Genomic DNA, 26,613 nt, shown 5'->3' on the forward strand with positions numbered 1-26,613 from the left:
CCGCAACATCGCTATCCCGACCACTTCTGACAAAGGCAGTTGATATGAAAATCACCAGCGTTCGGCCGTGGCTAATCAAGTCCGATGCTTCTTATTGGGGAGAGTTTCTGTTCGTCGAGGTGACGACCGACGCGGGGGTGAGCGGCTGGGGCGAGATCACCACCACGACAAGGCTCGCCAATCGCGCCCTCTGTACGATCCTGCGGCAGATCGGTGCCGCTGTGACGGGCGAGGACCCGGCGCGTATCGAGTACCTGTGGCACAAGATATTCCGCAGCTTCACCTACATGGGCAGTCGCGGCGCCGCAGTCGAATGCGTCAGCGCCATCGACATAGCTCTTTGGGACATCCGAGGAAAAGTCCTGGATAAGCCGATTTACGAGCTGTTGGGTGGGCCGCTACGCGATGAGATCGCGCTCTACACCCACCCGAACCAGGCTAAGTTTACCAGCAAAGAGGCTGTGGTCCGCGAAATTCGAGACATCGTCGAGTCTGGCCACACTGCGCTCAAGTTCGATCCCTTCCCCCACCAAGGCCGCACCGCCGATGGGCTGCCTCGCGAACAGCGGGACGGCTACCTCGATGGCAGCATGACCCGCAAGGATGAGCGCGAAGCCGCCGAACTCACGGCTCTCATCCGCGAAACGGCGGGCCCTGATGTCGACATCCTCATCGATGCGCATGGCCGGTTCGACGTCCCGACCGCCATTCGACTTTGTCGGAGCCTCGAGGAAGCTGGTCAGATCGACTGGTTCGAGGAGCCCTGTCCGCCGGAGAGCCTCAACGCGCTGAGACAGGTCCGTGAGAAGGTCAGTGCCGCTATCTCTTGGGGGGAGCGCGGTCACACGAAGTGGGATTTCGTGCCGGTGCTCGAAAACAAGCTCGCTGACTACATTATGCCTGACGTCACTTGGACCGGCGGCATTACTGAACTCAAGAAGATTTCTGCCCTGTGCGAAGCCTACTACATCCCGGTCTCGCCGCATGACGCGGCAGGGCCGATCAACGTGGTTGCGGGAGCACAGGTGATGATGACCGTTCCTAACTTCTACAAACTCGAAACATCGGAGTGGAACCTTGGCAAATACGATCACCTCATCGACCGGCCGCTCGATGTTTCGAACGGCAGTCTCAAGCTTACGCCCAAGCCTGGTCTCGGCGTTGAGATGAACCGCGACTACCTTCAAAACCATGAGATAGAGCTGGACTAACTAGCAACGCACCACGCCGCCCCAGCGCGCGCGGCGATGAGCCCCGCCCACCAAAACGAGGATAAATCATGCCAGAGGCAGATGGAGCCGACGAGGCGCTCAATCGGGTGAACATGTATTCCAAGCCGTCCGACCTTCGCATCACCGACATGCGGGTAGCGGAAATTGTCGGGGCGCCGTTCACCACAGTGCTGCTTAAGATTTACACCAACCAGGGCATCGTCGGGCTTGGCGAGGTGCGCGACGGCGCCAGCGCCACTTACGCGCTGATGCTGAAGAGCCGGTTGCTTGGCGAGAACCCTTGCAACATCGATCGGCTGTTTCGCCGGATCAAGCAGTTCGGCGGGCACGGTCGGCAAGGCGGCGGTGTATCGGCAGTTGAAATCGCGTTGTGGGATCTTGCCGGTAAGGCCTATGGCGTCCCGGTCTACCAGATGCTCGGCGGCCGGTTTCGAGACAAAGTGCGCGTCTACTGCGATACCGACGCCACCGTGCCGAGCGGCACCGAGACCGGAAAGCGCCTCAAGCAGCGCATGGAGCTCGGCTTCACTTTCCTCAAGATGGATTTGGGACTGATGCAGATTGCGGATGTGCCCGGTGCGGTCGTGTTTCCTGCCGGCTCACTGGAAGGATACCGCGACCATCCCAGTCGCGGGCCATTGAAGACCATCGAAGAGCGCCGTGTGCGCAACGCTGCGTACGATTTGCATAACGTCCAGCACCCGTTTACCGGCCTCCACTTTTCAGACAAGGGCCTCGACCTGCTTGAGCAATACATCGCCGAGGTTCGCGAGGTCATCGGCATGGATGTGCCGCTCGCCATCGACCATATCGGCCATATCTCGATGCAGAACGGCATTCGCCTTGCCCGGCGAATTGAAAAATACGTGCCAGCCTGGCTCGAGGATGTGATCCCATGGCAGTATACCGAGCAATATCGCCAACTGCAGGACGCCACCACGGTCCCGATCTGCACTGGTGAGGACATATACCTCAAAGAGGGCTTCGAGCCTCTGCTCAACAGCGGCGGCGTCGCCGTCATCCACCCGGACCTGCTCACCAGCGGGGGCATCCTCGAGACCAAGAAGATCGGCGACATGGCGCAGGACAAGGGTGTCGCCATGGCCATCCACATGGCGGAAAGTCCAATCGCCGCAATGGCCGCGGCACATGTCGCGACCGCGACCGAAAACTTCACGGCGCTTGAATACCATTCCGCCGATGTCGACTGGTGGGACGATATCGTCACGGGCCTTCCCAAGCCGCTGGTGAAGAACGGCTTCATCACAGTTCCCGACAAGCCCGGCCTGGGGATTGACGACGTTGTCGATGAGGTGATCTCGCAGCATCTGCAACCGGGTGTTACCGGCATTTGGCAGCCGACGGATCACTGGGACGATGAATATTCCTGGGATCGCACCTGGAGCTGAGGCAAAAAGGAAAACGAAGATGAAGATCACCGATCTCCGCTGCGCCGTTATCGGGAAACACCCGATCGTCCGCATCGTTACGGACGAGGGCCTCTATGGCTTGGGCGAAGTCGAATTCACCAAGTCCTATCTCAAGCCCTGGGTGCTGCATTTCCGCGAGGCGCTGGTCGGCGAGGATCCGACCGACGTCGAGAGAGTAATGCTGAAGATCCGCCAACGCGGCTCTTTCAAGCCGTACGGCGCGGCGGTGAGCGCTATTGAACATGCGCTTTGGGACATTGCTGGCAAGGCCGCGGGCGTGCCCGTCTATAAGCTGCTCGGCGGCAAGGTGCGGGACAAGGTGCGCGTCTACAACGGCTCGATTCGCCAGAAACGCACGGGCGATCGGCCGGAGGATTACGCCGCTGACGTCAAGTGGATGATGGAGCAGCCGCAGAACTTCTTCATGGTCAAACAAGGCATCTCGTTCCACTCCAACATGAAGGACACCATCGAGGGCTTCCACTACGGCGTGACGCAGAAGAAGGCCGGCTATCACGGTGCCATGGACCAGGGCGTTATCAGCGAACGCGGTTTCAATCACATGCTTGACTGCGTGATCGCGATGAAGGAAGTGCTGGGCGACAAAGTCAGTCTGGCGCTCGACTGCGGCCCGGGCTGGATGCTCCCCGATGCGATCAAATTCGCTCGCGCGGTCGAAAAATACAATTTGATGTGGCTCGAGGATATGCTGACAGGCGACTACGTGCCGTGGGTCAATCCGCAGGCCTATCGGGAACTGACCACTTCCACCTCTACGCCAATCCACACCGGAGAGCAGATCTACCTGCGGCACAATTTCAAGGAACTGATCGAGACGCAGGCGGTGCGCGTCATCGGCCCCGATCCAGCCGATATTGGCGGCATTGCAGAGCTCAAATGGGTCGCCGAGCACGCCTACATGCACTCGATCCTCATGGCACCGCACGGCACCGCAAACGGCCTGCTGGGCCTCGGCGCGTTGATCAATGTCTGCGCTACGCTGCCGGCAAATTACGTCGCCTTCGAATATCCGAGCGCCTCCGACCCCTGGTGGGAGGATCTGGTAATCGGCTTGCCGCCGCAGATCGTGAAGGACAGCATGGTGGACCTACTGGAAGCGCCGGGCCTGGGGCTCGATATCGACGCCGAAAGGGCCAGGAGATATCTCAGAGAGGAAGATTCGGGGTTCTTCGACTGAACCTCACTCCACACGCGCTGAGGCCAAACGCAAAAAGCGTCCTCGACGCGTATGCGTGAGGAGCTTTCTACGAGGCGACTTGAATGGGCAACTGCCGGCGAGGCGGCGTCGAAAGCGGTGATGCGGCATAGGTCGGAGCGCAACCTCCGGGTACCGCCCCCCTGTTTCGACATTCGAATTCCTTAGACGCCACAAATACTACCTTATGGGTCCCGACATCCTGCCAGCTTATCAACGCGACGCTCGAGGGATAGTAGTGCGTCTGCAAGAGCCGGCACGCACTCAAGACCGGATATCCACGAGCCACATGCGAAACGCTCTTCTGCTGGCATTTTGCGACCGATAATCCGGGCAATACTCCGATGTTCGGCCCTCATGATGCGCTGGCGGAATCCATCGGATTGCCGGCCCTGTCTGTTTGAAATCCAACTGTCACTCCGGTCTGACCTCTGCGCACTTCACCGGCGAGAGCGGCGATTGGATAGCATCCTGACGAAGTACCGAATGAAGGATGCACTACGCCGATCGTATCCAGATAGCCTTTTTGCGATCAAACTCCTGGCCCTGCCAGAGCGCTCAAGGTGTCTGGCCTTATTGCGATTTCACCAGTCCCGAGAAACCGGCGACAGCCAGTAGGCTGAGCGCCCAGCCGATCACCGACTGGAAGAAATAGTACCTCAAAGTGAAGGTGCCGGTTGGTTTCAGCGAGTCCGGCCGCCAGTACTCCTTTTGTCCGATCGACGCCACCGGCAGAAGAACATCAAGCGAATACATCAATGCATTGAATTCCGGGTAGCTGGCTGCCTCCGGCTGATTGCGAAAACAGGTCAGTTGGTTCTGCCCGACTTCGGCACGTCCCCTCAGATCCTGTCCCGCAGACGGCATGAAGCGGGTTTCGGTTCGTTGCAGATCGCACATCGTCCATTCGGGGGAGCGCAGCACGACCGGGCTATTCGGTTTCATCGCGCCACTTCGGTAGGCAATCCCAAAGACCCCAGCGCCAATCGCCCAGAAGAGCATCAGCCAGACCAGCGCCAGAAGTGGCTGCCGCCCATAGCGCAGCGTCACCGCAAGGATGGCGTCCATAACCGCCAGGACGACCCTCAAGGCCGGGTTCTTGGCACGCGCCCGACGTGCCTTTCGCTGCAGCCGCTCCTTGGTGATGAGGACAGCGCGGGCTTCCTCGTCATGGCCCATTTCCCTAAGGACCTTCGACAGCTGCTCATAGGGTTGAGGCCAGAAGTCCGCCCCCCAGCGTTCAGGCGTTTGGCGTGCAAGCCAGTCAAGGCGGCTTTCCGCGTCCGCAGGACCACCGATAAAAGCGCCGTACCGGCAACGGTTTAAAAGCAAGTCGCCGGTTTTCGGCCAACTCGCCATCTCGTCATCAATCGCACCGATTGTCGTGGCTGTCAGGTCGAGTGTGCCCTCGACCGATGCGTTTTGCCGCAAAAAGAATGCGCCGTCGATCGTGGTTCGATTGAGCCGCAATGCATAGCCCCCCGGCTGCGAAAGTGAGGCCGACGTGCAATCAATGTCGCCACCAAATCGGGCACCGAGCAAACGTGTCTCGCCGACAATGATTGCCCCTCTTAGGGCGAGGTCGCCTGCCGCCACAATCCCGTCACCGTTCAGGACGACTTCTCCCGGCCGCTCCAGGCGAGCCCCGACCGCATTGACGTCACCACCAAGGCGGACGGCAGAAAGATTGAGACCACCACGCACATCGGCGCCGCGCAGCAGAATGCCCCCACTGGTTTCCAGTCCATCGGCGTCGAGCGCGATGCCGTCCGGCGAAGCAATCGAGACGCCATCCGCTTCGATGCTGCCGCCGATACGCGCGCCGGGGAGCCGGATTTCGCCAGTTACGATCGCGGCACGAAGCGAGAGGCAGCCCCGTGCTTCGAGCCTATCAGCCTGCAATCCGGGCAAGGCTGAGCCATCCAGGAACAGATTGTCGATAATCGCGGAGCGCAATATCGGCGAGGCTTCGAAATGGCAGTCCTTAAGGCCAATGTCGCGGGGAATTCTGCATCCCTCGAGGTCGAGGATACCGGTGATCCACGCTCCGGTCAGCCTTAGCCCTTTTTCATGGAGACGGTATTCATCGTTGCCGAGAATGAGATACCGCAAAAGCTCCGCCCGCACCGTTCGCTCGGGATCTTCGTCTCGCGGGCGCAGGCCGTCGCCTAAACGGTCGAAGTCGCCCATTTGGAGATGCGCAACCACCTTTTCTTCTGCCACGCTGAGCGGGCGATAGTCAGCAAGGCTTAGTGCGGCGGGAACGGCAGATACCGATTGCGAGGCTTTCTCGTTCATGAAATCGGCATCCGTTTGGATCCGGCTACATCTATTGATCCGACACAGCGTTGCAGGGGAGCAAACCTACGCGATTTGCGCATCATCCGATCGACTTGAGATGTCTGAAAATTCATAAGATCGTTCCCTCCAGCACGACGTCTACGCTAATCCCCGCCGGTGGGCGTGTCGCCAATCAAATGGGCGTTCCGACGTGGCACAGAGCATGTTCCGCACGTAAGCCTTGTGCCAGCGTGATTGATTTCGCCGTTTTGGATACAGGTCAAGAGATGGCACAAAAATGCGCTCCGATGCGGCGGCATATCGGACCACAGGCATAGTTTCTGGATTCAGTGCCGATCACAGTCCGATGCAGCCGATGCTAATGTGTTGCCAAGACCGACCAAAACTCGCGGATCGACATCGCCGCGCGAGTAGATGCATGAACTTAAACCTACCGACCCGGAATGCGCGCTACCACTCCACCTGAACCCGTTGAAAGCCTGCGCGATGCCAGACGACCAAGCAACATCCCAACCGCGCCGATCAGGATTGCCACAGGGCGTGGTCCTTCTCGCAAGCTTCCTGTTTGTGGTCTGGCTGGTGGTCAATTCATCGGTTGAAGCCCCGATCGTGGCCGTGGGCGCTCTGGTATCTTTCGTCTTGGCATCGATCTTCGTGCGTCGCGGCGATGCCTGGAAGATCACGGTAACGCCAACCAAGGTTCTGCATTCCATTGCCTATACCGGCGTTTTCCTCGTCGAGTTGGTAAAGGCAAATATGAACATGCTGCGCTATGTCTACGCGCCGCGCATTGTTATTCGTCCGGGGATCGTCAAGGTCAGGATGCCACTCACATCGCCGATCGGTCGGCTGGTCCTTGCCAATTCAATCGCGCTTACGCCCGGCTCGCTTGTCATGGATCTTAGAGGTGACGCCCTCTTCGTTCATTGGCTTGACGTAAAGACCACCGACCCGGAAGAAGCGACGCGGATGATCATCGGTCCTTTTGAGAAGCACCTGGGGGCGGTATTTGGCTGAAATCATCCTGCAGATTGCCGTGGTCCTGATCTTCTTCAGCATCGTCTTTGGTGTGCTGCGGCTGATCATCGGCCGCACGGCGATCGATCGTGTGGTGGCGATCGACATGCTGACCGTTGTGACTATCTCGTTGATAGCGCTCTACGCCCACATATCAGGACGCTTTGTCTATATCGACGTTGCACTTGTCTACGGACTGCTGAGCTTTCTGGCGGTTCTTGCCATTGCTCGTTTCCTGGAAAAGGGGCCATAGCCGCCATGCTCGAGATGCTCATCCTGTTGGTGTGCGGGAGCATTCTGGTGAGCGGAGTGCTGGCCGTCTTGCTGAGCAATCTCATGGCGGCGATGGTCAGCGCGGGTCTCGCAAGCCTGTTTGCGGCCGCGTCCTATGTGCTCTTGGCCGCGCCAGATGTCGCCATGGCCGAGGCAGCGATCGGCTCGGGCCTGGCAACACTGATCTTCCTTTACGCGATCCGCAAGACCAGAGGCGCAGGAGCGGTCGATGAGTGAGCTGATCGGCAGTCTGACGATCCTCGTTGGGGCGTTCTTCCTCTTTTCCGCGGGTATCGGGCTGCTGCGCATGCCTGATGTCTTCACCCGCATCCAAGCGGGCACCAAAGCCTCGACCTTGGGCAATATTCTCGTTCTTGCCGGACTTGGCATCTATCATCCGGACTGGTCGTTGAAGCTTTTGATCATCGCCTACTTCGTGCTGATGACCAATCCGCTGTCGTCACATGCGCTGTCGCGGGCGGCGCACGCAATCCGTACGCCGATGGCGGCGGCGACCGTCGTTGATGCCCTGCGCGACGAGAACGACCGTGCTGGCAAAGAGGGCTCGGCATGAGGCGCGTATTTGGCCTGCTCTGTGTGCTGATATTCGGCGTCATCTTTGCTTCACTCGTGAGCGACTATGACGAGCGCCAGACGCTCTCGGCGCTGGCAGTTCACTATCTGACTGAGGTGCCCGCCGATCTTGGTGCGCCAAACGTTGTGACCGGAATTCTGATTACCTTTCGGGGATTTGATACGCTCGGCGAAGTCGCGGTGCTATTCATGGTGGCGGCGAGTGTGGGCCTGCTCCTTACGGGCGAGGCGGGCGGGAAAGCACCTTCCCGCGATAGCGCATCCCATATCATTGGTCGCGGCCCGAGCGAACTGGTGCGCAATGGTGCAGAGGTGGTTCTTCCGCTGATCTTCCTGTTTGGCGCCTATGTCATCATGAATGGTCACCTGTCGGCCGGCGGTGGTTTTCAGGGGGGCGCAGTCGTTGCTTCCGGTGTCATGCTCCTGATGCTCGCCTACCCTTCCGGATCGATCAACCACGGCTTTCTCAGCACAACGGAATCGCTTGCAGGTGTGTTCTACGTCCTGATCGGCATCGTCGGTATTGCCTTCGGCAGCGGGTTTCTGGACAGCCATATTCTACCACGCGGCAATTTTGGGACGCTGATCAGCGCCGGGGCGATCCCGCTGATTTCGGCGCTCCTGGGCATCAAGGTCGGCGCGGAATTGAGTGTCATTATCGACCGGTTTCGCAGCTAGACGAGATGGGAAGCGCCATGGGGCTGCCGATATCACACATACTTCTGGCCACCGGATTTCTTCTCATCCTCATTGGTTTCTGGGGAATGCTGAGACATCGCAACATCCTTCGCATCATCATCGGTTTTTCGCTGATCGACACAGGCATGCACATCGTCCTCGTGGCGACCGGCTATGTCACCGGCGGGACGGCGCCGATTATCGACGAGGCACTCAGCGCTTCAGACGCGGCCAAGCACGCCGTCGATCCGATTCCGGCCGCGCTCGTCGTTACGGCCATTGTCATCGGCTTTTCGGTGACTGCAATCATGCTGTCCTTCGCGATCCGACTCCACGCCGTGAGGAAAACACTCTCGATTGACGCGCTGACGGAGTCCAAATGGTAGACAGCCTTCTGCAGCCGCTGAATATTTTCTTGCTTGGCATTGGCGGAGGATTTCTCATCCCCCTGCTCTACCGTATCGCCAAGCCATTGCCGGCGGTTGGTTTCGTCGTGGCGATGCTGGGAATGACCGTCATTTCATGCGTCTGCCTTTGGCGAATCCACAACGGCGAGCCGACCTTCGAGATCCTGACGGCTGGCAGCGTGCCACCGTTCTCGATCAATTTGCGGTTTGGTCCATGGGAAGGTTTTTTCTCTGTTTGCGTCAATGTTGTCGGGCTTCTTGGCGCCTGGCATCTCTGGGAGCGGCTGCGCTTAAACTATTCGGCACTTCTGCTGTACCTGATCCTGATCATGGGCATCAACGGGATGGTAATGACCCGCGACCTGTTCAACCAGTTCGTGTTCCTGGAGATCATGTCGATCGGGACCTACGGGCTTCTTGGATTGGAGCGGACCCCGGCAGCGCTTGCGGCCAGCTTCAAGTACATCATGGCGACGGTGCTCGCCTCCTCGTTCTTTCTTTTGGGCGCCGGGCTCCTCTATCATGTGACCGGTACACTCAATATCGACGAGATGGTCACCAACCGGGCGGCGATAACCGGGCCGATCGGGGCGACTGCGCTGCTGTTCGTGCTTGCCTGCCTCGTACTCGAGCTGAAGCCGTTCCCTGCCAACGGTTGGGGGCTCGACGTCTACGAGACGGCCCACAGCGGCATCGCCGCGCTTTCCTCCGTCGCAGTGTCGGCCGGCGTGTTCTTCGCTCTTTTCAAGCTGCTGCCGCTCTTTGAAGATCAGCTGGGCATTCTCGCAGTGTCGGGCGGCGTCACCTTCCTATTCTCCAATCTCGTTGGGCTGAGGCAGACAAGCGTGCAGCGGATGCTCGGCTACTCCTCGATCGCACAAATGGGGCTGCTGGTGCTGGCGCTTGCGCTGCTCCACCACCTCGAGGCCGAGCAGTCGCTGCCGCTGGTTGTCGGGGGTCTCTTCGTCAATCATCTGTTGGCCAAGGCCGGCCTGTTCTGGCTTGCCGGCATCGTCGAGCGCACCGAGGTCGACCGTTGGTCCGATATTGCCGGAAATCGTCTTTTGCTCTCGATCCTTGCAGTGTTCTTGGTCGCTATTTCCGGGCTGCCGCCCTTCCCAGGGTTCTGGGCGAAATGGGAACTCGTAATGCAAGCTGCAGCTGGGGAGCGATCTGTCTGGATCGCTGTCATCCTGGTCGGATCGCTGCTTGAGGCAGCCTATATGTTCCGCTGGTTCAAACAGGCGACGCGACCGCCGTCGAGCGCGAAAGACACCAGCTCTCCGACAGGAAACCCTGCCTCGCTCGAGCTTTCTCCATTCAGGTTGTTTCCGGTGGTGGCCAGCGCTGTGTTGCTGTTTGTGAGCGGCACCGTGGCGGCGGCTCTTGCGGGCGCAGCGTCCCCATGGCTTGTCGCGCCCCTTTGTGTCGGTGGCCTGCTTTGCCTTCTCGATGGGCTTCCGGGTAGGATCAAGTGCGTATTGATGCTGGCGGCGGTGCTGGTTGTCGGATCGTGGATCGCTGCCGACCTCGAAGGTTTGCCCCGACTGTTTGCTGCACTTCTTCTTGCCGGCGGTCTGGTCATTGCTTTTGCCAGTCTCTATCGGGCCGATCCTCGCCAGGGCTTCTATCCAATGATGGCGATCCTGCTTTTGTCGATCGCCGGTCTGTTGCGCGCCGCTACCAGCCTGGAGTTCTTCTTCCATTGGGAAATCATCACTCTCTCTTCCTATTTCCTGATCGCGCAACGGCCCGGTGCTCACTCCTATGTGTTGCAGTTCCTGCTTTTTTCCCTGGTATCGGCCTTTTGCCTGCTTGCAGGCTTTGGCGTTGCCACCGATGCCAACCGCAGCACCGCGCTTTCGGCTTTCGCTACGGCTGGCCCGGATGCGGCGCGTGCCTTCATGTTCCTCGCGATCGGCTTTCTGATCAAAGCCGGCGCGGTTGGCGTTCATGTCTGGCTGCCTGGCGCCTATGCCGAGGCTGACGACGACCTGTCGGCAATGCTTTCCGCCGTGATCAGCAAGGTTGCGGTCTTCGGGCTGTTCATGGTGACATACCTCGCCATTCGCTCTGACGTCGGACTCGAAATGGCGCACGTGATGGGTTGGATCGGACTACTGACGACCGTCGCTGGTGCCGTTATGGCGTTCCAACAAACCGATCTGAAAAGAATGCTCGGCTATTCCAGCATGAGTCAGATTGGCTACATCATCACGGCGATAGCGTTGATGAGTCATCTCGGTTGGGTCACGGCGTTCTACCTTGTTGCCAATCATCTGATGGTCAAGGGTGTCCTCTTTCTTGCAGCCACAGCCGTCATTCTGCGAACCGGTACCCGATTGTTCGATGAGCTCGGTGGCCTCGCCAGGGAAATGCCTCTCACCTTTGCTTGCGTGATTGTTGCCCTTGTCTCGATGTCCGGCCTACCCCCACTTGCCGGCTTCGGCGGCAAGTGGTTGCTGCTAAGCGCAATGATGGACAGGGGCTGGTATGGTCTCGCGATCGTTGCCGTCCTCGCGACCTTCATCGGTTTCTTATACATGTTCAGATTTGGCTATTCGATCTTCCTTGGTCCAAGAAGCCCCGCAGCTGAGGCTGTGGCGGAGGCGCCCTTGCCGCTCTTGGCCGCGCAATTCGTTCTAGTCCTCGCAATTGTCTTGCTGTCGTTCTTTCCGAAGCTGGTAATGGATCCGGTGTCTGCGGCGATCGATCCTTATTTCGCCTCGACTCTGGTCTGGCAGGGGATGTCGCTTGAGACCATCTATGGCTACTGGAATCCTATCCCCATCATGGCAGTCACTGTCGCGATCACAGCGGTTCTTTTAGGGGGCTTCCTATTGGTCTATCGAACCGGGCGCGGGCGCTCCATTCCCGTCAGCACGACGCATTTTTATGCCTTCTATCGATCGGCGTTTGCACCGCTCGTTACCCCAATTGCAAACTTTATCTGGGACGGAATCTGCGATCTGACGATCGGCGCGGCGGGAGTAGTGCGAAGGGTCTACACGGGCAACGGCCAGACATACGCGCTCTATGTGCTCTACTATGCAATCGCGATCTATCTGCTGGGGACGTTCAGGCTTCTTCCAGCTTGATGTCCGGCAGCGGCCCAACAATCTTGGCCCCTGTCATCGCTATTGGCCGGCCGCCTGTGCGATCCCACCCAGAATGCGGCTCGGAAGGAAAATTATCAGTGATGCAGCGCCCTCGATCACCGATGCGCCGTCGGCCAGCATCGTCTGGCTAGCCGGCGCTTGGTCTTCTCTGAGAATACTGCGCATCAAGGCATCGTTGTTGACCACGTCCATTAGCGTGGGTGAACTGGCAAAGACACTATGCCTGCCACCATCGATGTCGGAGACATCGATAACCGCGATCTCTCTCTTTTGAAGGGCAGCAACCTCGGAGCCGCTGCCGACACGCGGGTGACCACCCGCCAATCGCCGGGAAAATCCGAGAGCGCGATCGCGCTGTGAGACGATGATTGCAAATGGTCGCGGGATGTCACCAATGTCGTCAATCTGGCTCAGGAAGACGTCGACATCGATATCAGGTGCGGCGAGAACGACGCCACCCAGCCGCTTCAACGTGCTGGTACGCCCCCTGAGGGCCAGATCGCGCAACGCTTCCGTGACGACATAGGCGCCCATGGAATGACCAACCAGGATGATTCTCGTTGCATTGGTCTCTGCGGCGATCTCGATCGTCTCGGCAAGTCCTCGCCGGCCAACGAGGGCACTGTCACGATCGAAGACGTAAAGCGGGATCGACGCTCCTGACGGCCAGGCGTAATGCAGCGAGACCGACTTGATATTGTAGTCGTAGCTGATCTGGGCGTTGCGGAAGACGCTGTCGGCGAAGTTGTTGTTGTATCCGTGAACGAAGATGAAAATCTCGCGATTTTCCGATGCCCGCTGCGCGAGCGCGACATTCATCTGCCTGATGAAGTCCTGCCGCTCGGCAATCGGCTGATAGGTCCGTGCTGAAAAGTGCCTGCTTGGATCAGGAGCACGGCCGCTTTTCTCGACGCGGCCGGCAACGTGGTTTTGTGGTATGCCAATGTCGAGTTTCGCAAAATTCAACGTCCTCGATCGCTCGGCCGAATACGGCAGCGAAAGATTGTCGGATCGGGCGCGGGTAGTCGCGACGTAGATTGGAACGATTGCCCGTGGTTCTGCTCCTGACGATGATGCCGTGGGAAGGCCAAGCACGGCGCGTGGTCCGCCACAGCCGACGAGAGCCAACAGGATGATCACAATGACTGACAATCGAATTGAGGACACGGGCTCGACCTAATTCCCTGGCAAGCTGCTAAAATCGTTCAACAACAAAGACAATCGGCTGGATCGTTCACCCTGGCCACACGCATGAGGCGAAGCACTTCCTTGTTCTAAGCTATCCGCGGCGGGTGCGGTAGACGAATTCCAGCTGTTGCTCGCAGCATCCAGATTTTCGTGTCGTTCCGGCGACAGAATGATGCGGAAAATCTTTGCGCCGATAGAGACCTCCCGCCGATTGCCAAAATCTGGACTGCAGGCATGTTTGCGGGATTCTATGCTGATCACTTCGCTTCTTGAACCGCTCTATAGTTCTTAACCAGAGCGCCTGCGCCTTCGGTTCCGAAGACCACGCAAGCCGAGCCGGACGTTAAAGGAGCACGATCACTTGAGTCCCTACTCAGGACTTCTACCGTTCGCGTTGATTACTGGCACAGATCGATTGATGTGTAATGGGCGCATATTTCCGATGCCCAGTGACGCATCAAACCCGCCAAAATGCATTTATCTCATTGAATCTATCCCATTTTTACAGCTGTCCGCGCATGGAGAAACGCCATCGCGCCAGTAGGTATCCGGGGGAACCGCCCATGAAGATGCATCTGGCTACTTCGAAATCCCGCGCAATGTTTGGCGTGTCGGTCGCTATGCTGGCGACCATCCTCCTGGCGGGTTGCCGAAACGAGGAGGAGGCTTCTGAGCGCCCTCCAAGACCGGTCAGAACCGTCGCGGTTTCATTCAATCCCGAGGATACATATGGGTCGCTCGTCGGGGAGATCCGTCCGCGTACAGAAACCAGCTTCAGCTTCAGGCAGGGAGGCGAGGTGCGCGAGCGCGACGTCGAGGTTGGCGACCTCGTGAAAGTGGACACCGTTCTCGCCCGTCTTGATACCGAAGACGCTCAGGACGCAGTGCGAAAAGCTGAAGCAAATCTCTTTGCGGCTCAGGCCCAATTCCAGAACGCAGAGACCGAGCGTGCGCGTCAGCAGCAACTTTATCCCCGCACATCAACCCGTCAGGCTTTCGATGCAGCGACCGCCCAGGCGAGTATGGCACAGGCTGGTGTAGACGCGGCACAAGCCGGTCTGCGAATAGCGCAGACCAATCTTGACAACCGCGTCCTGAAGGCAAATGCCGCAGGCGTCGTCACCGCGATCGGAGGTGAAGTGGGACAGATCGTCGGCGGTGGACAAATGGTGGTGCGGGTTGCCCAGCTTGGAACACGTGACGCGGTTTTCCAGGTTCCCGAAGCCACAATCCAGACGACCGGAGGCGATGCCCGCGTAGACGTGCAGCTTCTCAGCAACCCCGCCATCAAGGCGACAGGAACGGTTCGAGAGATTTCGCCGACTGCTGATCCGATCACCCGCAACTTCACGGTCCGCGTCGGGCTCGATACCGCGCCCGACGAATTCCGCTTCGGAAGTGCCGTGCGTGGTACAATCCGGCTTTCCGGTGAGCCCGCGGCGCGGCTGCCAATAACAGCACTTTTCAGCCAAGGTAGCGAAAGTGCCGTCTGGGTTGTCGATGCGGCCAGCAAGACGACAAAGCTTGTGCCGGTCGAGGTCCATCGCTTCGACACGAAAGATTTCCTTGTGACCAAGGGCCTCTCAAGCGGAGACAACGTGGTGGTTGCCGGAGTGCAGCAACTGCGCCCGGGCATGCCGGTTCGCTTGCTTGAAGGAAGCGTCGAATGAACGAGGGCTTCAATCTATCGCTCTGGGCGATCCAGCGACGGAGCCTTGTGATCTTCCTCGTGGTTCTAAGCGCCATAGCGGGCATCCTTGCCTACATCAATCTGGGACGCGACGAGGATCCAGAGTTTACCTTCAAGACGATGATCGTCTCCGCCGGGTGGCCGGGCGGAACGATTGAGCAGACCACGGATCAGATCACCGACCGTCTGGAAAGGACGCTCGAAGAGGTGCCCCACCTCGACAGTCTGCGCAGCCTGACAACGGCCGGACAATCAATCGTCTACGTGACGCTCGACGATTCAACGCCGCCCGATCAGGTCGGAGAATCCTGGTATCAGGCCCGCAAGAAAGTCGGAGACATGGTGTCGACGCTGCCAGCTGGTGTGCGCGGACCCTTCTTCAACGATGACTTCGGTGACACCTTCGGCATCATCTATGGCTTTACATCCGATGGCTTTACCGATCGCGAAGTCCGTGACTGGGCCTACGAGGCCCGCACCCGGCTGCTCAAGATCGACAATATCGGCAAGATTCAGCTTATCGGGACCCAGGACGAGACGATCTATATCGAATTCTCGACCGAGCGGCTCGCTAGCCTCGGCCTCAGTGCTGCAACAGTGATCGGAACTATACAGGCGCAGAACGCCGTCCTGCCTGCAGGTCTCATAACCTCGGCGCAGGATCGAACAATTCTTCAGGTTTCCGGCAGTCTCGCCGACGAGGCAACGCTGCGGCAACTGAACATTCCAACCGCATCCGGCTTCGTGCGTCTTGGAGATATTGCCAGTGTCGTGCGCGGAACCGTAGATCCGCCCCAGCCGCGATTCCGCATCAAGGGTAAGCCGGCTATCGGTATCGCCATCTCCATGGCGTCGGGGGGCGACATCCTGCAGCTTGGCCAGAATATCGAAGCGACGATGCAGAAGCTTGAGGACGATCTGCCAATTGGCATCAACCTCACGCACGTCGCGAGCCAGCCTGCGGTCGTCAAGACAGCGATCCGCGGCTTCACAACCTCGCTCGGCCAAGCAGTCGTCATCGTTCTCGGTGTGAGTTTCCTGGCTCTCGGAATTCGAGCCGGCATCGCGGTTGCCGTGTCAATCCCGCTTGTTCTTGCCTTGACCTTCCTGTTCATGGACATATCAGGCATTGCCCTGCAGCGCGTCTCGCTGGGAGCATTGATCATTGCGCTGACGCTGATGATCGATGACACGATGGTCACCGTCGAGACGATGATGGCGAAGCTTGAGCAGGGTTACGAGCGGGTTCAGGCGGCGTCCCACGCCTACACTTCAACCGCATTTCCGATGCTGGCCGGCACGCTGGTAACGATCGCTGGCTTCATTCCTGTCGGTTTTGCAAGCAGCTCTTCGGGCGAGTATGCGCGATCCCTTTTTCTGGTGATCGGCTTCGCGCTCATCGTGTCCTGGCTCGTGGCGGTGCTGCTGACACCGATCGTTGGTCTTGCCGTCCTGAAATCAGGGACTGCAACGGGTCCGAAGGAGGATGGAGCACTCATCCGCGGCTTCAAGAACCTCCTGTACGCCTGCATGCGAATGCGCCTCCTTGTCGTGCTTGCCACCGCCGCTTTGTTTGTGGCTGCTCTCCTTGGATCGTCCGCCATGAAACGGCAGTTCTTTCCAGCGTCAGACAGGCCGGAGCTTATCCTGCAGCTCACCCTGCCGCAGAGTGCATCGCAGGATGCGACCGCCGTTGACGTCTCGAAGGCGGAAGAAGTTCTGGCCGCCGACGAGGATGTGGCTGACTGGAGCTTTTATATCGGCTCCGATCCCGTTCGCTTCTACCTGTCGATGGACCTGCAGGCTCCAGCACCCTCCCGTGCCCAGGCAGTGGTGATCGCCAAGAGCGTTGGTGTGCGCGAGGCGCTGCAGGCACGCTTGCAAAAGGCGCTCGACGAGAAATTGCCCGATATCATCGTGCGCGTTTCGCCGCTGGAAATGGGACCGCCGGTTGGCTGGCCTGTTCAGTACCGGGTCAGTGGACCGGATATTCCGGGCGTGCGAAATGTCGCCTGGCAAGTCGCCGACGCCATCAGCAAGGTTCCGGGCGTCGTCCAGCCCAACCTCGACTGGAATGAGCCGGTTCGAAAAATCGTCATCAATGTCGATCAGGATCGTGCCCGGCTGGTGGGCCTCAATTCCTCTGTGATTGCCCAGACGCTGTTCGCCACGGCATCGGGAATTCCGATCACGCAGGTTCGGGACTCGATCTACCTTATCAATGTGGTGGCGAGAGCGGCCGCCGACGAGCGCGTCGACATCAGCACCATTCGCACACTGCAGATCCCCGTCGGCCCCAACAATACGGTGCCGCTCTCCAGCATCGCCACGATCGACTACCAGACCACACAGCCCGTCATCTGGCGTCGCGATGGCTCGACGACGATCACTGTTCAGGCAGACACCGCCGAAGGTGTGCTGGCGGCCGGTGTCGTCGAAGCTGCGGCTGCCAAGATCGATGAGCTGCAAAAGGCCAACCCGCGCTACCCGATCGAGGTAGGCGGTGCAGTCGAGGGGGCCGAAGAGGGGCTTGCATCGGTCGTCGAGATGCTTCCGGTGATGGCCGTCATCATCCTTATCGTGCTGATGTTCCAACTGCAGAGCGTACAGCGCCTGCTCCTCGTCATCAGCGTTGTGCCTCTGGGGCTAATCGGCGTCGTGCTGATCATGCTGATAACCAATACGCCGGTGGGCTTCATAGCCGTTCTGGGCATGATCGCACTTATCGGCATGATCACCCGAAACTCCGTGGTGCTCATCGACCAGATCGACCTTGCCATTGAAGAAAAGGGCCGGACGTGGCGCAGCGTGATCGACGTTACCGCCCAGCGTCTGCGACCGGTCTTCCTAACAGCGGGATCGACCGTGCTCGGAATGCTGCCGATCATCCGTGATCCCTTCTGGTCACCCCTCGCCTTTACCGTCATCGGCGGTCTCGTGGTCGCTGCGGCGCTGACGCTGATCTTCCTGCCGGTACTTTACGTCCTGTGGTTTCGCATTCCGGCTAAGGCAGAGGCCGAAAAGATCGAAACTTCCACGACTAAACCGGCTGCCGCTGGAGTGTGAGAGTTCTCCAGCCGCGTCTCATCGCGTGGTCGTGCTCAAAGCCTCGCTCGACGAGACAAAGGAACAGGTTGGGGTGACGCATTGCAAAGGACAACCGCTGTCAGCTAGGCTGCAGTCGGTCGGTGGCGTATTTGCGAACTTGCCACTGCCTGGGGTGCAATCGCTTTCGCGCTCAACGACATCCCTTTCCTCGGGCCGTTTGCTGCAACCGCGCTTCCGACACTGTTTGCCATTGCCCAATTCGACAACCGGCAGACGGCAGTGCTCATTTTCGCGAGCCTGAACGTCATCCAATTCATCATCGGGAGCTATCTGGAGCCGCGGCTCAGCGGTGCCTCGCTTGCAATATCCCCTTCGCCATAATGTGGGGCACATCTGGGGCTTTCATCGGCTGCCCACCCGATCGCGTTCATTGTTTATAGCGCAGGCACGCCATCGGGAAAGTGGGTCGCAACGCTGCTGTCGGGCGGTTCCAACGCAGACATGGACCACGGACCGTGAAGCTGGATCTCCGGCGTGCACAGAGATGTGTTTAAAGCCATCTAAAACAACTTGGAAACGCTAAAAGCGACTTCCTCTGATGCTTGTGCATCTGACAGTTGAGAAAGGACGTCGACGGCGCTAGATTACGCTTGGGAGGAACATCGACTGCCATAGGCGGCTTTGCCGCAAGATAGGGACGAAGGCTGAAACCCAGCTTTCGCCGCGCGAAGTGCTCGCTTCAGTCGCTCGCAAACCAGTCCGCTTGCATCATTCAGACATCATCCGGCCCTCGCTCTTGGGCCCAAGAGGAGAGTTAAGAATGAATCGCATAAGTGTTCTCTCACGCATCCTGTCGAGCAGTGCATACCTGGCACAGAACTTCGAGCGCGAAACGATCGCCGCGATTTCGAGCGCTGGTTTTCGATGCAAACCCGTGACGCCAACCAGCGCCTCTCACGCCTGCGCGGGCGGCTTCGCCGCTAAGCCTGGCACGATACGTTGGAATGACGGCGGCAATATGGTTGCCGGGCAAGCGGCGCCTGGCGATTCCGTCTTGCCTACGGCCAACTGAGGGTGACGCGATGACGACAGAAGACGTCATGACTCCTGCCAGCTTGCACGAACGGCAACTGAACCACATGAGCTTTGTGAGCTCGGACTACGAGGCCGTTGATGCAGAGCCGGAGGAAGGTACGCCTTCGTTTTTATCTCCTTTTGAGTTCTCGACCGAGGGGCTCTCGCGGCCGGATCAGTTTGCGGCATGGCGCAATAGCTTCGCACCTATGCTTGAGCTTTCTGATACCGATCCAATGACGGCAAACTTTAGCGGCCGGCAGGAGCTTTGGGATCTTGGCAGTCTCGTCCTTGCCAGGATCAGCACTGACAGCCTCGCCTTTTCTAGCCTTCCAGGACATGTTCGGCGAGATCCGGTCGACCACTGGACCATGACAGTTCTGTTGTCCGGTCAAATAAGCACCAATGCGGCAAGGCACGAGTTTACCGCGGATCCGGGCGAGTTCCAGATCCATTCGCTTGGCCGTTCCTTCACCGGCGTCGTCGACAAAAGCGAGATGCTAATGCTGTTCGTGCCGCGGGATCTTTCTCTCGAAACGGCGGCCACCCTTGGCTCGGCCGAATTTTCGACACTCAGGTCAGGCATGGGACGACTGTTCTCGGACTATCTGATTGGCGTGAGTAATCGCCTGCCAACGCTGGTTCATGCCGACTTGCCTGGGCTGACCGCAGCGACACAGGCAATGATCCTTGCCTGCGTTTCGCCATCCGCAGACCATATCGAGGCCGCCGAAGGACCGATTGCCAATGTGCTTCTCGAAAGGGCGCGGCAGCTGGTGCGAAGCCGGTTGCTCGATCCGAAGCTCGGCAGTGAACTGATACGCCGAGAGCTCGGCATTTCGCGCACGCGTCTATATAACCTGTTTGAGCCTTTCGGCGGGGTGATGCACTACATCCAGCATCGTCGATTGCTCAGCGCCTACGCCGCTTTAACCGACCCCAACGATCGAAGGCTCATATTCCAGATTGCTGAAGAGCGTGGATTCAGCGACGGGGCCGAGTTTGGCCGCGCATTCAAGCGAGCGTTCGGCCACAGCCCGAGTGAAGTCCGGAATCGAAGCGGTGGCGGCATTCCGCTTTGCCCGGACCTTGAGGATTGCGCGTCCGAGGAAAGACTTGGTGTGCTACTGAGGAGGCTACAGGGATAGCTCCGGTGTGCGTGCTGACGGTCGAACACAAGGTCGTACGCATTTGTCAGAATCGGCGTCTCCGAGCGTTCTTGATGATCCGTGCTGGTAGGCCCTCACCGGACAAGAAAGCCAAGAGCGGCGGCGTTCGCAAGGTCGATAAAGAAAGCCGAAACGAGGGGCAGGATGATGAAGGCGATCGTTGCCGCGCCATGGATTTTGGTAACTGCGGTCATATTCGCGATCGCTGTGGGGGTCGCACCCAGCGAAATACCACAGAACCCGGCGGAAATGACCGCCGCTTCATAGTTGCGCCCCATGGCCGGAAACACCACAAAAAGTATATAGGCAATCGCAGCGATCGTCTGAATCGCCAGCACGATGACAAGCGCCAGACCGAGCCCACCTAATCCCCACAATTGCATGCTCATCAGCGACATCGCGAGAAACACGTTCAACGAGAGATCTGAGATAAGTGAGAGCGCGCGGCTGCGCGTTGGCCAAGGGAGGTTCGGTGCTATGGAGGGGATAGTGTTCGTCATCACAATAGCGACCAGCAAGCACACAACAAAGAGCGGAAGATTGATGCCGGCGTCCAGGATGATCTCATGGAGTGTGTATCCTATGAGGATAGCGATGTTCGTCACTAGGAGAGTGCGCAAGAGGCTGATGTAGCTGACCTCGTCATCGTGCGTGCTGGCAGCTGTTCGGGACACACCTATCGTAAGTTCTTCGTCTTTGCTTCCGCTCAGCCGATAACGGGTGATGAGGTACTGTGCGATCGGCCCGCCGATGAGACTGGCAATCACAAGACCAAGCGTGGCGCTGGCAATGCCAACCTCCAGTGCGCTCGTAAGCCCGAAACGATTGCTGATGATCGGAGCCCATGCAATGGTGGTGCCATGACCGCCGATCAGGGACGTCGACCCCAGTAATATCGCCATCCCTGGGGGAAGACCAAGCAGATTGCTGGCGCCGATGGCAATTGCGTTCTGGATGACCAGGAACACAAGCGTGATGGCAAGAAGGATCAGTAGTGGCTTTCCACCTGCCACCAGATCGGAAAGCCTGGCGTTAAGCCCGACGCCCGTGAAGAAGTAGAGAAGCAGCATGTCGCGTGCGGCAAGCGTAAAACTGATCTCGACGGAAAAGAATTCGTAGGCGGCAAGTGTCGCCAACGCCGCGAGAAGTCCGCCGGTGACTGCTTCCGGAATGCTCCACCGAGCTAGCATGGGAATGAAGCGATTGAGATTGGCACCAGCAAAAAAGACGAGAATTGCGATGGTAAAGGACAAAAGTCCCGGGACCTGTATCACCGACATGTGTCACCCTTACTGACATCCTGGCCTTGCCGCACTTGCAGTCGACTGTTGTTCCAGCGCGCCTCTGCCTGGATAACCGGCAGCTTAGAAGCGCCAGATTAGAGGGACGATGAACACTGACACGACGAAAAACCAGATCAGCAACGGCAATCCCAGTTTCCAGTAGTCGTTGAAGGCATAGCCCCCCGGGCCCATCACCATCAGGTTCGTCGGTGTTGCGATTGGCGTGAGGAAGGCGCCGGCGGCTGCAACGGCCGTGCTCATAAGGACGGGGCGCGGAGAAATGCCCATGGCGGTGGCCGCTGCGACGCCGATCGGGATGACAATCAATGCTGTTGCAGTGTTGGAGATGAGTTGCCCCATGATTGCCGTCAGAACAAACAGTCCGGCAAGCAGCGCAACCGGACCGGCGTCACCCACGAGATTCACCAGATGCTCCGCCATCAGCTTCGCCGCGCCTGTTTCTACCATTGCTGTCGAAAGCGGCATCATCGCGCCAACGAGGATGACGGTCGTCCAGCCCACAGCCCGATAGGCTTGTTCGACGCTCATGATCCCCGAAAGGATGATTGCTCCTGCAGCAAGTAAGCCAGCCACCGCCGGCGGCACGATACCAGTGGCAAGCAGCAGAACCATCGCAATCAGGATGATAACGGCCTGACGCGCGCCGGGACCCATCGGGACCGCTTGGCGTCGGACAAGCTCGGGCGAATTGACAACCAAAACGTCGGGATCGTTCAGGTGCACATCGAGCGCCTTCCACGTTCCCTGCAGCAGCATTGTGTCGCCTGCCTGCAGGACGATACCGCCCGCTTCCTTGGCGGCGCTGCCAGGCGATATTCCGGCGCCGGCGCGCTGGACAGCCAGAATGATCAGATCGCCGCTCTCGGTCACCATGCCGGGAAAAACTGCTTGGCCGATGAGGCCGGAGCGTGGCGGGATGACGACCTCTGCAAGGCCTGAGTTGCGATTGAACAAGGTCTCTTCACCCTGACCGTTCGCCTTGTCGTCGCGAAGGGCCAGGTGCATGTCGGCAGCGTAGGCCGCTGCAACGTCAGGTTCACCGCGCAAGATAAAATGATCGCCCTCAGCGATGGCAGACCTGCGCAGTGGACCGGCCGTCTCGCCCTCCTGAATGGCGACGAGTTGCAATCCCGGATGGCCCGAAAGATCGAACGCGCTCGCGGCTTTGCCGACATAGGGCGAGCTTGCACGCACTCGCATCTGGTAGATCCCGCTTGCAAGGCCGTATTGTTCTACCAGTGTCTTGGCATGGCGACTGAAATCGGCGGGCATAGTCGCGCCGTTACGCTCCGGAAGCAGCTGCTTTCCGAAGAGGATGATGATGGCCATGGTGCCTGCCAGGAGTGGGATGCCCGCAAGCGCAAATTCGAAGAAGCCGAACCCACCGACGCCTGCGTCGATGCCTGCTTCTGAAACCAGCACGTTGACCGGTGTTCCGGTCAGGGCCAGCATCGAGCCTGCATGTGCCGAAAACACCAGCGGCATGAGCAGCTGCGACGAACTGCGCCGAAGGCGGACAGCTATGACGACCACGACCGGCAGCAGGGCTGCGACAGCGCCATTGACGCTGATCAGCGCGGTCAGGAGCGATACAAGTGCCATGGTCAGGAGGAGAAGGCGTGTCCGGCTTTCCTCGCCGGCCCCGCGGATCAGCAGTTGTCCGGCCCAAGCGGTCACCCCGGTGACCTCGAGCCCGGAACTGACGACGAAAAGGGATGCGATGAAGATGACCGCTGGATCACCGAAACCGCCAAGGGCTTGTCCAAGCGTCAGGACACCACTCGCCCACAAGGCAAGTGCCGTCAGCATGGCGACGAAGACGACCGGCAGCTTGTTCCAGACGAACAGTACGACGGCAACGGCGATGATAGTCGCTGTGTATGCTATTGGACTCAATCGCCCTGCTCCCTCTTGCCTGCCCGAACCGTCCAAAATCAAGCCGGCCCCAGCGCAGGCGTTCATGAGCGCCGAGCGACTGCGGCCGACCAAATTAACCTTCCAGAACTCGTCAATCGTCGAGTGTCGCCATGAGTACACCCAAACGGCAGCCCTTCTCGTATTCCTTGAGGTTCACATATTCCTTGATCGTGTGGATCTCGGCTTGCCCGGCTCCGATGGTGATGGTTGGCACACCATGCTTGTCGAGCCAGTTGGCATCCAATCCCCCGTTCGAGAAGACATACACTGGCTCGATGTCAAGCATTTGCAAGGCCTTTGTCGCGCGCTTCACGATCGGCGTGTCCTTGCCCAACTCGAATGGCGGATAGGAGGGCTTGTGGCTGAATTTCACCTCTGCCTTGTCGCCCTGATAGTCGGTCACTTCGCTCTGCGCCTTCGCGAACGCCTCCTTGTAACCGTTGGCAATCTTCGTCGCGAAAGCAGCTTCCGGGCTGCGCGCTTCGCCCTTGATGAAGGCGTAGTCGGTTACGACGTTGGTCGCATCACCTGCGGGTTTGTTGTCCTTGCCACCGAAAATACCGACGTTGCTTGTGCCGCGACCATCCGGTTTGACCACTTTGCCGAACCAGCCGTTATGCTTTGCTTCCGCCAACGCCACGGCGCCAACCAGTGTCGCCGAAATACCCTTCTCTGGCGCAACGCCGGCATGCGACGCGCGACCTTTGATTTCGACTTCCCAGTTTTCCTGCCCGACAGCGCCGACAATGAGTTCTGAAGCCATCTGGCCATCGACATTGATGCACATTGCCGCGCCGTTGAGGTCAGCCGGGTTGAGTTCTCGTGCCCCATGCAGCCCACTCTCCTCGCGAACGGTAAACAGTAGGGTGATTGGCGGATGAGGCAGCTTATGCTTGATCAGCGTCTCGGCAACCACGACAAGGAGTGCCACCCCGGTTCGGGCATCGCCGCCAAGTGCCGTGGTCCCGTCGGACACGATGCGGTCGCCCTCGCGCTTTGGTTTGGCGCCCGCGCAAAGCGGCACGGTGTCCAGGTGGGTGGAAAAGAGAAGGCGTGGCCCGGGCCGCGTTCCCGGGATGTCCACGATCAGATTGCCCGTCTCCGTCGGCAGCGGAATACGCTTGTTGGCGTCATCGAAGCGAATAGCCGATTCCGGGACGCCGATCTTCTTCAAGGCGTCGCAGACGGCAAGGCCGATGTTCCTCTCAGACCCGGTGACACCCTCCACCGACAGGAAACGCATCAGATGGTCTTCAGCTGCGGCGACGTCGAGAGGAATTGAGATGTTGCTCATGATGTCCATCCGTTCGTTCGAGTATCTATTCGCTTGAGGATTGTCATAGGCCCCATGGCAGTCCGAGGGCCTTCCAGACCGCAAAGAGGCCGGTCCACAACACGAACATCAGCACCACATAGGGAAGCATCAGTGAGACGATCGTGCCGACACCTGCGGACTTGTCGTATTTCTGGGCAAAGCCGACGACGAGTGCGAAGTAGGCATTGAGTGGAGTGATCGCGTTCATTGGGGAATCGCCGACGCGATAGGCGGCAAGGACGGCTTCCGGTTCAACACCAAGCTTCATGAGAAGCGGGACGAAGACCGGAGCGAAGATTGCCCACTTGGCAATGGCGCCGGTTAGCAGCAGGTCGATAATCGCGACCACAACGATAAAGCCGATAAGCAGCGGCAGTGCGCCAATATTGGCTGCCTGCAACACGCCTGAAAGGCTGAGCGCCATGACGGTGCCGATGTTTGTATAGGTAAAATAGGCGACAAACTGGCTAAGAACGAAGAACAGGAAGATTGTGCCGCCCATGTTCTTGATCGACTTCTCGATCGCCGCGATGACCTCGGCCAGCGTTTTCAACGTTCCGGCGCCGATGCCATAGGTCCATCCTGTTACCAGGAAGATCAGCATGATGAGTGCAATCAGGCCGTTCATGAAGGGTGAGTTGCCGATGAGCTCGCCGGTATCGGGATTGCGCAGAGGCGCGCCGCTCGGGATGGTCAACAGCAGGAAAACAACCAGGAGACCGATAAGGCCGTATAGTGCGAACCGCAAGCCGCGTGATTCCTGCTCAGAAAGGGTGGCCCCTTGAGCCTGCACACCGCCTTCCGCCGCTGCCGGATCATACTCACCAAGCCTGGGCGCGATCATGCGATCGGTTATGAACGCTATCACCACGGTCAAAAACAGCACCGAGGCAATGGAAAACCAGACGTTTGATGCAAGACCGATTGAACGCGCTGGATCAACCAGATGCGCAGCGTCGTTGGTAAATTCAACGAGCACGGCATCGAGCGGCTTGATCAGCATGTTGACCGTGAAGGCACCAGCCACGGCGGCAAAACCAAGCGCAAGACCAGCCAACGGGTGCCGCCCGACTGCCATATAAGCCACACCGGCAAGCGGGATCAGCACCAGATAGCCGGCATCTGCCGCGATGCTTGCGAGGATACCGACGAAAGCCAGGATATAGGTCAGCGCCCAGCTCGGCGAGACAATGACGAGCTTGCGGATCAGCGCTGTGACGAGACCGGATTCTTCGGCCACGCCGGCACCGATCATGGCAGCGATCATCAATCCGACAGCCGTAAAACTCATGAAGTTGGGAATAAGGGACGAATATAGAAAGCGAATGCCCTCGACATTCAGCAAGCTTCGGATCGATGTCGACGCTTGCTCAATCTCGTGCGTGTCGGGATTGATGCGCTCATAGCTTACGGCCGCTCCGAAAGCGCCAAGTACGGCTGACAGGACGATGACGATGCCAATCAGGATCAGGAAAATGATCACAGGATGGGGAACCATGTTTCCCACTTTTTCGACGCCGTCCAGGAACCTCTGCATCGTGGTCTTTGATGCGGTATTGGCAGTGGCCATGTCTTGCCTCCAGTTGAACCGACGTATGTCGCACCCGATGGATGGTCAAATGAGCTTGCTAGGTGCGTTGC

General features: G+C 58.8%; 20 protein-coding genes and 1 pseudogene. 15 read left to right on the forward strand and 6 right to left on the reverse strand.

What is annotated here, in order from left to right; all coding sequences use genetic code 11:
* Positions 1-44: 44 nt before the first annotated feature.
* The 3 genes from FHX16_RS10255 (at position 45) to FHX16_RS10265 (ending at position 3,860) form a co-directional block, all read left to right on the forward strand.
* Positions 45-1,211: a mandelate racemase/muconate lactonizing enzyme family protein gene (locus tag FHX16_RS10255; protein WP_183861886.1), complete on the forward strand. Its 1,167-nt coding sequence runs from the start codon at positions 45-47 to the stop codon at positions 1,209-1,211.
* A 68-nt stretch (positions 1,212-1,279) separates the two neighbouring features.
* Positions 1,280-2,641 (forward strand): mandelate racemase/muconate lactonizing enzyme family protein, encoded by a 1,362-nt coding sequence (locus tag FHX16_RS10260; RefSeq protein WP_183861888.1) that lies wholly within the window; start codon positions 1,280-1,282, stop codon positions 2,639-2,641.
* Positions 2,642-2,660: 19 nt separating this feature from the next.
* Positions 2,661-3,860 carry a mandelate racemase/muconate lactonizing enzyme family protein gene (locus FHX16_RS10265; protein WP_183861890.1) on the forward strand — a complete coding sequence of 400 codons (1,200 nt, stop codon included), beginning with the start codon at positions 2,661-2,663 and terminating at the stop codon, positions 3,858-3,860.
* A gap of 591 nt (positions 3,861-4,451) precedes the next feature.
* On the opposite strand, the gene FHX16_RS10270 is transcribed toward FHX16_RS10265, so the two are convergent.
* Positions 4,452-6,176 carry a hypothetical protein gene (locus tag FHX16_RS10270; protein ID WP_183861892.1) on the reverse strand — a complete coding sequence of 575 codons (1,725 nt, stop codon included), beginning with the start codon at positions 6,174-6,176 and terminating at the stop codon, positions 4,452-4,454.
* Positions 6,177-6,719: 543 nt separating this feature from the next.
* On the opposite strand from FHX16_RS10270, the gene FHX16_RS10275 reads away from it, so the two are divergent.
* From FHX16_RS10275 to FHX16_RS10305, 7 genes are read left to right on the forward strand one after another with little or no spacing between them, the layout of a single operon-like run.
* The gene (locus tag FHX16_RS10275; RefSeq protein WP_259127514.1) at positions 6,720-7,196 is read left to right on the forward strand and encodes a Na+/H+ antiporter subunit E; all 477 of its coding nucleotides are present in this window, start codon (positions 6,720-6,722) and stop codon (positions 7,194-7,196) included.
* The gene (locus tag FHX16_RS10280; protein ID WP_183755403.1) at positions 7,189-7,449 is read left to right on the forward strand and encodes a monovalent cation/H+ antiporter complex subunit F; all 261 of its coding nucleotides are present in this window, start codon (positions 7,189-7,191) and stop codon (positions 7,447-7,449) included. Before FHX16_RS10275 ends, FHX16_RS10280 begins: the two co-directional genes overlap by 8 nt.
* A gap of 5 nt (positions 7,450-7,454) precedes the next feature.
* On the forward strand, positions 7,455-7,706 hold the full coding sequence (locus FHX16_RS10285; protein ID WP_183755402.1) for a hydrogenase subunit MbhD domain-containing protein: 252 nt from the start codon (positions 7,455-7,457) through the stop codon (positions 7,704-7,706).
* Positions 7,699-8,043, forward strand: coding sequence for a monovalent cation/H(+) antiporter subunit G (gene mnhG, locus FHX16_RS10290; protein WP_183861894.1), 345 nt, complete (start codon positions 7,699-7,701; stop codon positions 8,041-8,043). The genes FHX16_RS10285 and mnhG overlap by 8 nt, the downstream gene beginning before the upstream one ends.
* A complete protein-coding gene (gene mbhE, locus FHX16_RS10295) occupies positions 8,040-8,741 on the forward strand; it encodes a hydrogen gas-evolving membrane-bound hydrogenase subunit E (protein WP_183861896.1) in 702 nt (233 codons plus the stop codon). Before mnhG ends, mbhE begins: the two co-directional genes overlap by 4 nt.
* Positions 8,742-8,758: 17 nt before the next feature.
* Positions 8,759-9,127, forward strand: coding sequence for a sodium:proton antiporter (locus tag FHX16_RS10300; RefSeq protein ID WP_183755399.1), 369 nt, complete (start codon positions 8,759-8,761; stop codon positions 9,125-9,127).
* Positions 9,121-12,246 (forward strand): complex I subunit 5 family protein, encoded by a 3,126-nt coding sequence (locus FHX16_RS10305; protein WP_183861898.1) that lies wholly within the window; start codon positions 9,121-9,123, stop codon positions 12,244-12,246. Before FHX16_RS10300 ends, FHX16_RS10305 begins: the two co-directional genes overlap by 7 nt.
* A 39-nt stretch (positions 12,247-12,285) precedes the next feature.
* On the opposite strand, the gene FHX16_RS10310 is transcribed toward FHX16_RS10305, so the two are convergent.
* Entirely contained in the window at positions 12,286-13,434 is a 1,149-nt protein-coding gene (locus FHX16_RS10310; RefSeq protein ID WP_259127522.1) for an alpha/beta hydrolase, read from the reverse strand.
* Positions 13,435-14,018: 584 nt separating this feature from the next.
* Here FHX16_RS10310 and FHX16_RS10315 point away from each other — a divergent pair.
* The 5 genes and pseudogenes from FHX16_RS10315 to FHX16_RS10335 all read left to right on the forward strand — a co-directional run bounded on the left by FHX16_RS10315 (position 14,019) and on the right by FHX16_RS10335 (position 20,415).
* On the forward strand, positions 14,019-15,125 hold the full coding sequence (locus tag FHX16_RS10315; protein ID WP_183861900.1) for an efflux RND transporter periplasmic adaptor subunit: 1,107 nt from the start codon (positions 14,019-14,021) through the stop codon (positions 15,123-15,125).
* Positions 15,122-18,211 (forward strand): efflux RND transporter permease subunit, encoded by a 3,090-nt coding sequence (locus tag FHX16_RS10320; protein ID WP_183861902.1) that lies wholly within the window; start codon positions 15,122-15,124, stop codon positions 18,209-18,211. The genes FHX16_RS10315 and FHX16_RS10320 overlap by 4 nt, the downstream gene beginning before the upstream one ends.
* A gap of 135 nt (positions 18,212-18,346) precedes the next feature.
* A pseudogene (locus FHX16_RS10325) lies at positions 18,347-18,712 on the forward strand (AI-2E family transporter); the annotation flags it as partial.
* A gap of 301 nt (positions 18,713-19,013) precedes the next feature.
* A complete protein-coding gene (locus FHX16_RS10330; protein WP_183861904.1) occupies positions 19,014-19,265 on the forward strand; it encodes a hypothetical protein in 252 nt (83 codons plus the stop codon).
* A 10-nt stretch (positions 19,266-19,275) separates the two neighbouring features.
* On the forward strand, positions 19,276-20,415 hold the full coding sequence (locus FHX16_RS10335) for a helix-turn-helix domain-containing protein (protein WP_259127526.1): 1,140 nt from the start codon (positions 19,276-19,278) through the stop codon (positions 20,413-20,415).
* A gap of 95 nt (positions 20,416-20,510) precedes the next feature.
* On the opposite strand, the gene gltS is transcribed toward FHX16_RS10335, so the two are convergent.
* The 4 genes from gltS to FHX16_RS10355 all read right to left on the reverse strand — a co-directional run bounded on the left by gltS (position 20,511) and on the right by FHX16_RS10355 (position 26,542).
* Complete coding sequence (gene gltS, locus FHX16_RS10340) at positions 20,511-21,716, reverse strand: sodium/glutamate symporter (protein ID WP_183861906.1); 1,206 nt, start codon at positions 21,714-21,716, stop codon at positions 20,511-20,513.
* A gap of 84 nt (positions 21,717-21,800) precedes the next feature.
* Positions 21,801-23,636, reverse strand: a complete 1,836-nt coding sequence (locus FHX16_RS10345) for an SLC13 family permease (protein ID WP_183861908.1) — start codon at positions 23,634-23,636, stop codon at positions 21,801-21,803.
* Positions 23,637-23,748: 112 nt separating this feature from the next.
* Entirely contained in the window at positions 23,749-24,951 is a 1,203-nt protein-coding gene (locus tag FHX16_RS10350; protein WP_405049271.1) for a M20/M25/M40 family metallo-hydrolase, read from the reverse strand.
* A 43-nt stretch (positions 24,952-24,994) separates the two neighbouring features.
* Positions 24,995-26,542, reverse strand: coding sequence for an AbgT family transporter (locus FHX16_RS10355; protein WP_183861912.1), 1,548 nt, complete (start codon positions 26,540-26,542; stop codon positions 24,995-24,997).
* Positions 26,543-26,613 lie beyond the last annotated feature (71 nt).

The sequence above is a fragment of the Rhizobium sp. BK661 genome (assembly GCF_024808825.1).
Lineage (GTDB): Bacteria > Pseudomonadota > Alphaproteobacteria > Rhizobiales > Rhizobiaceae > Rhizobium.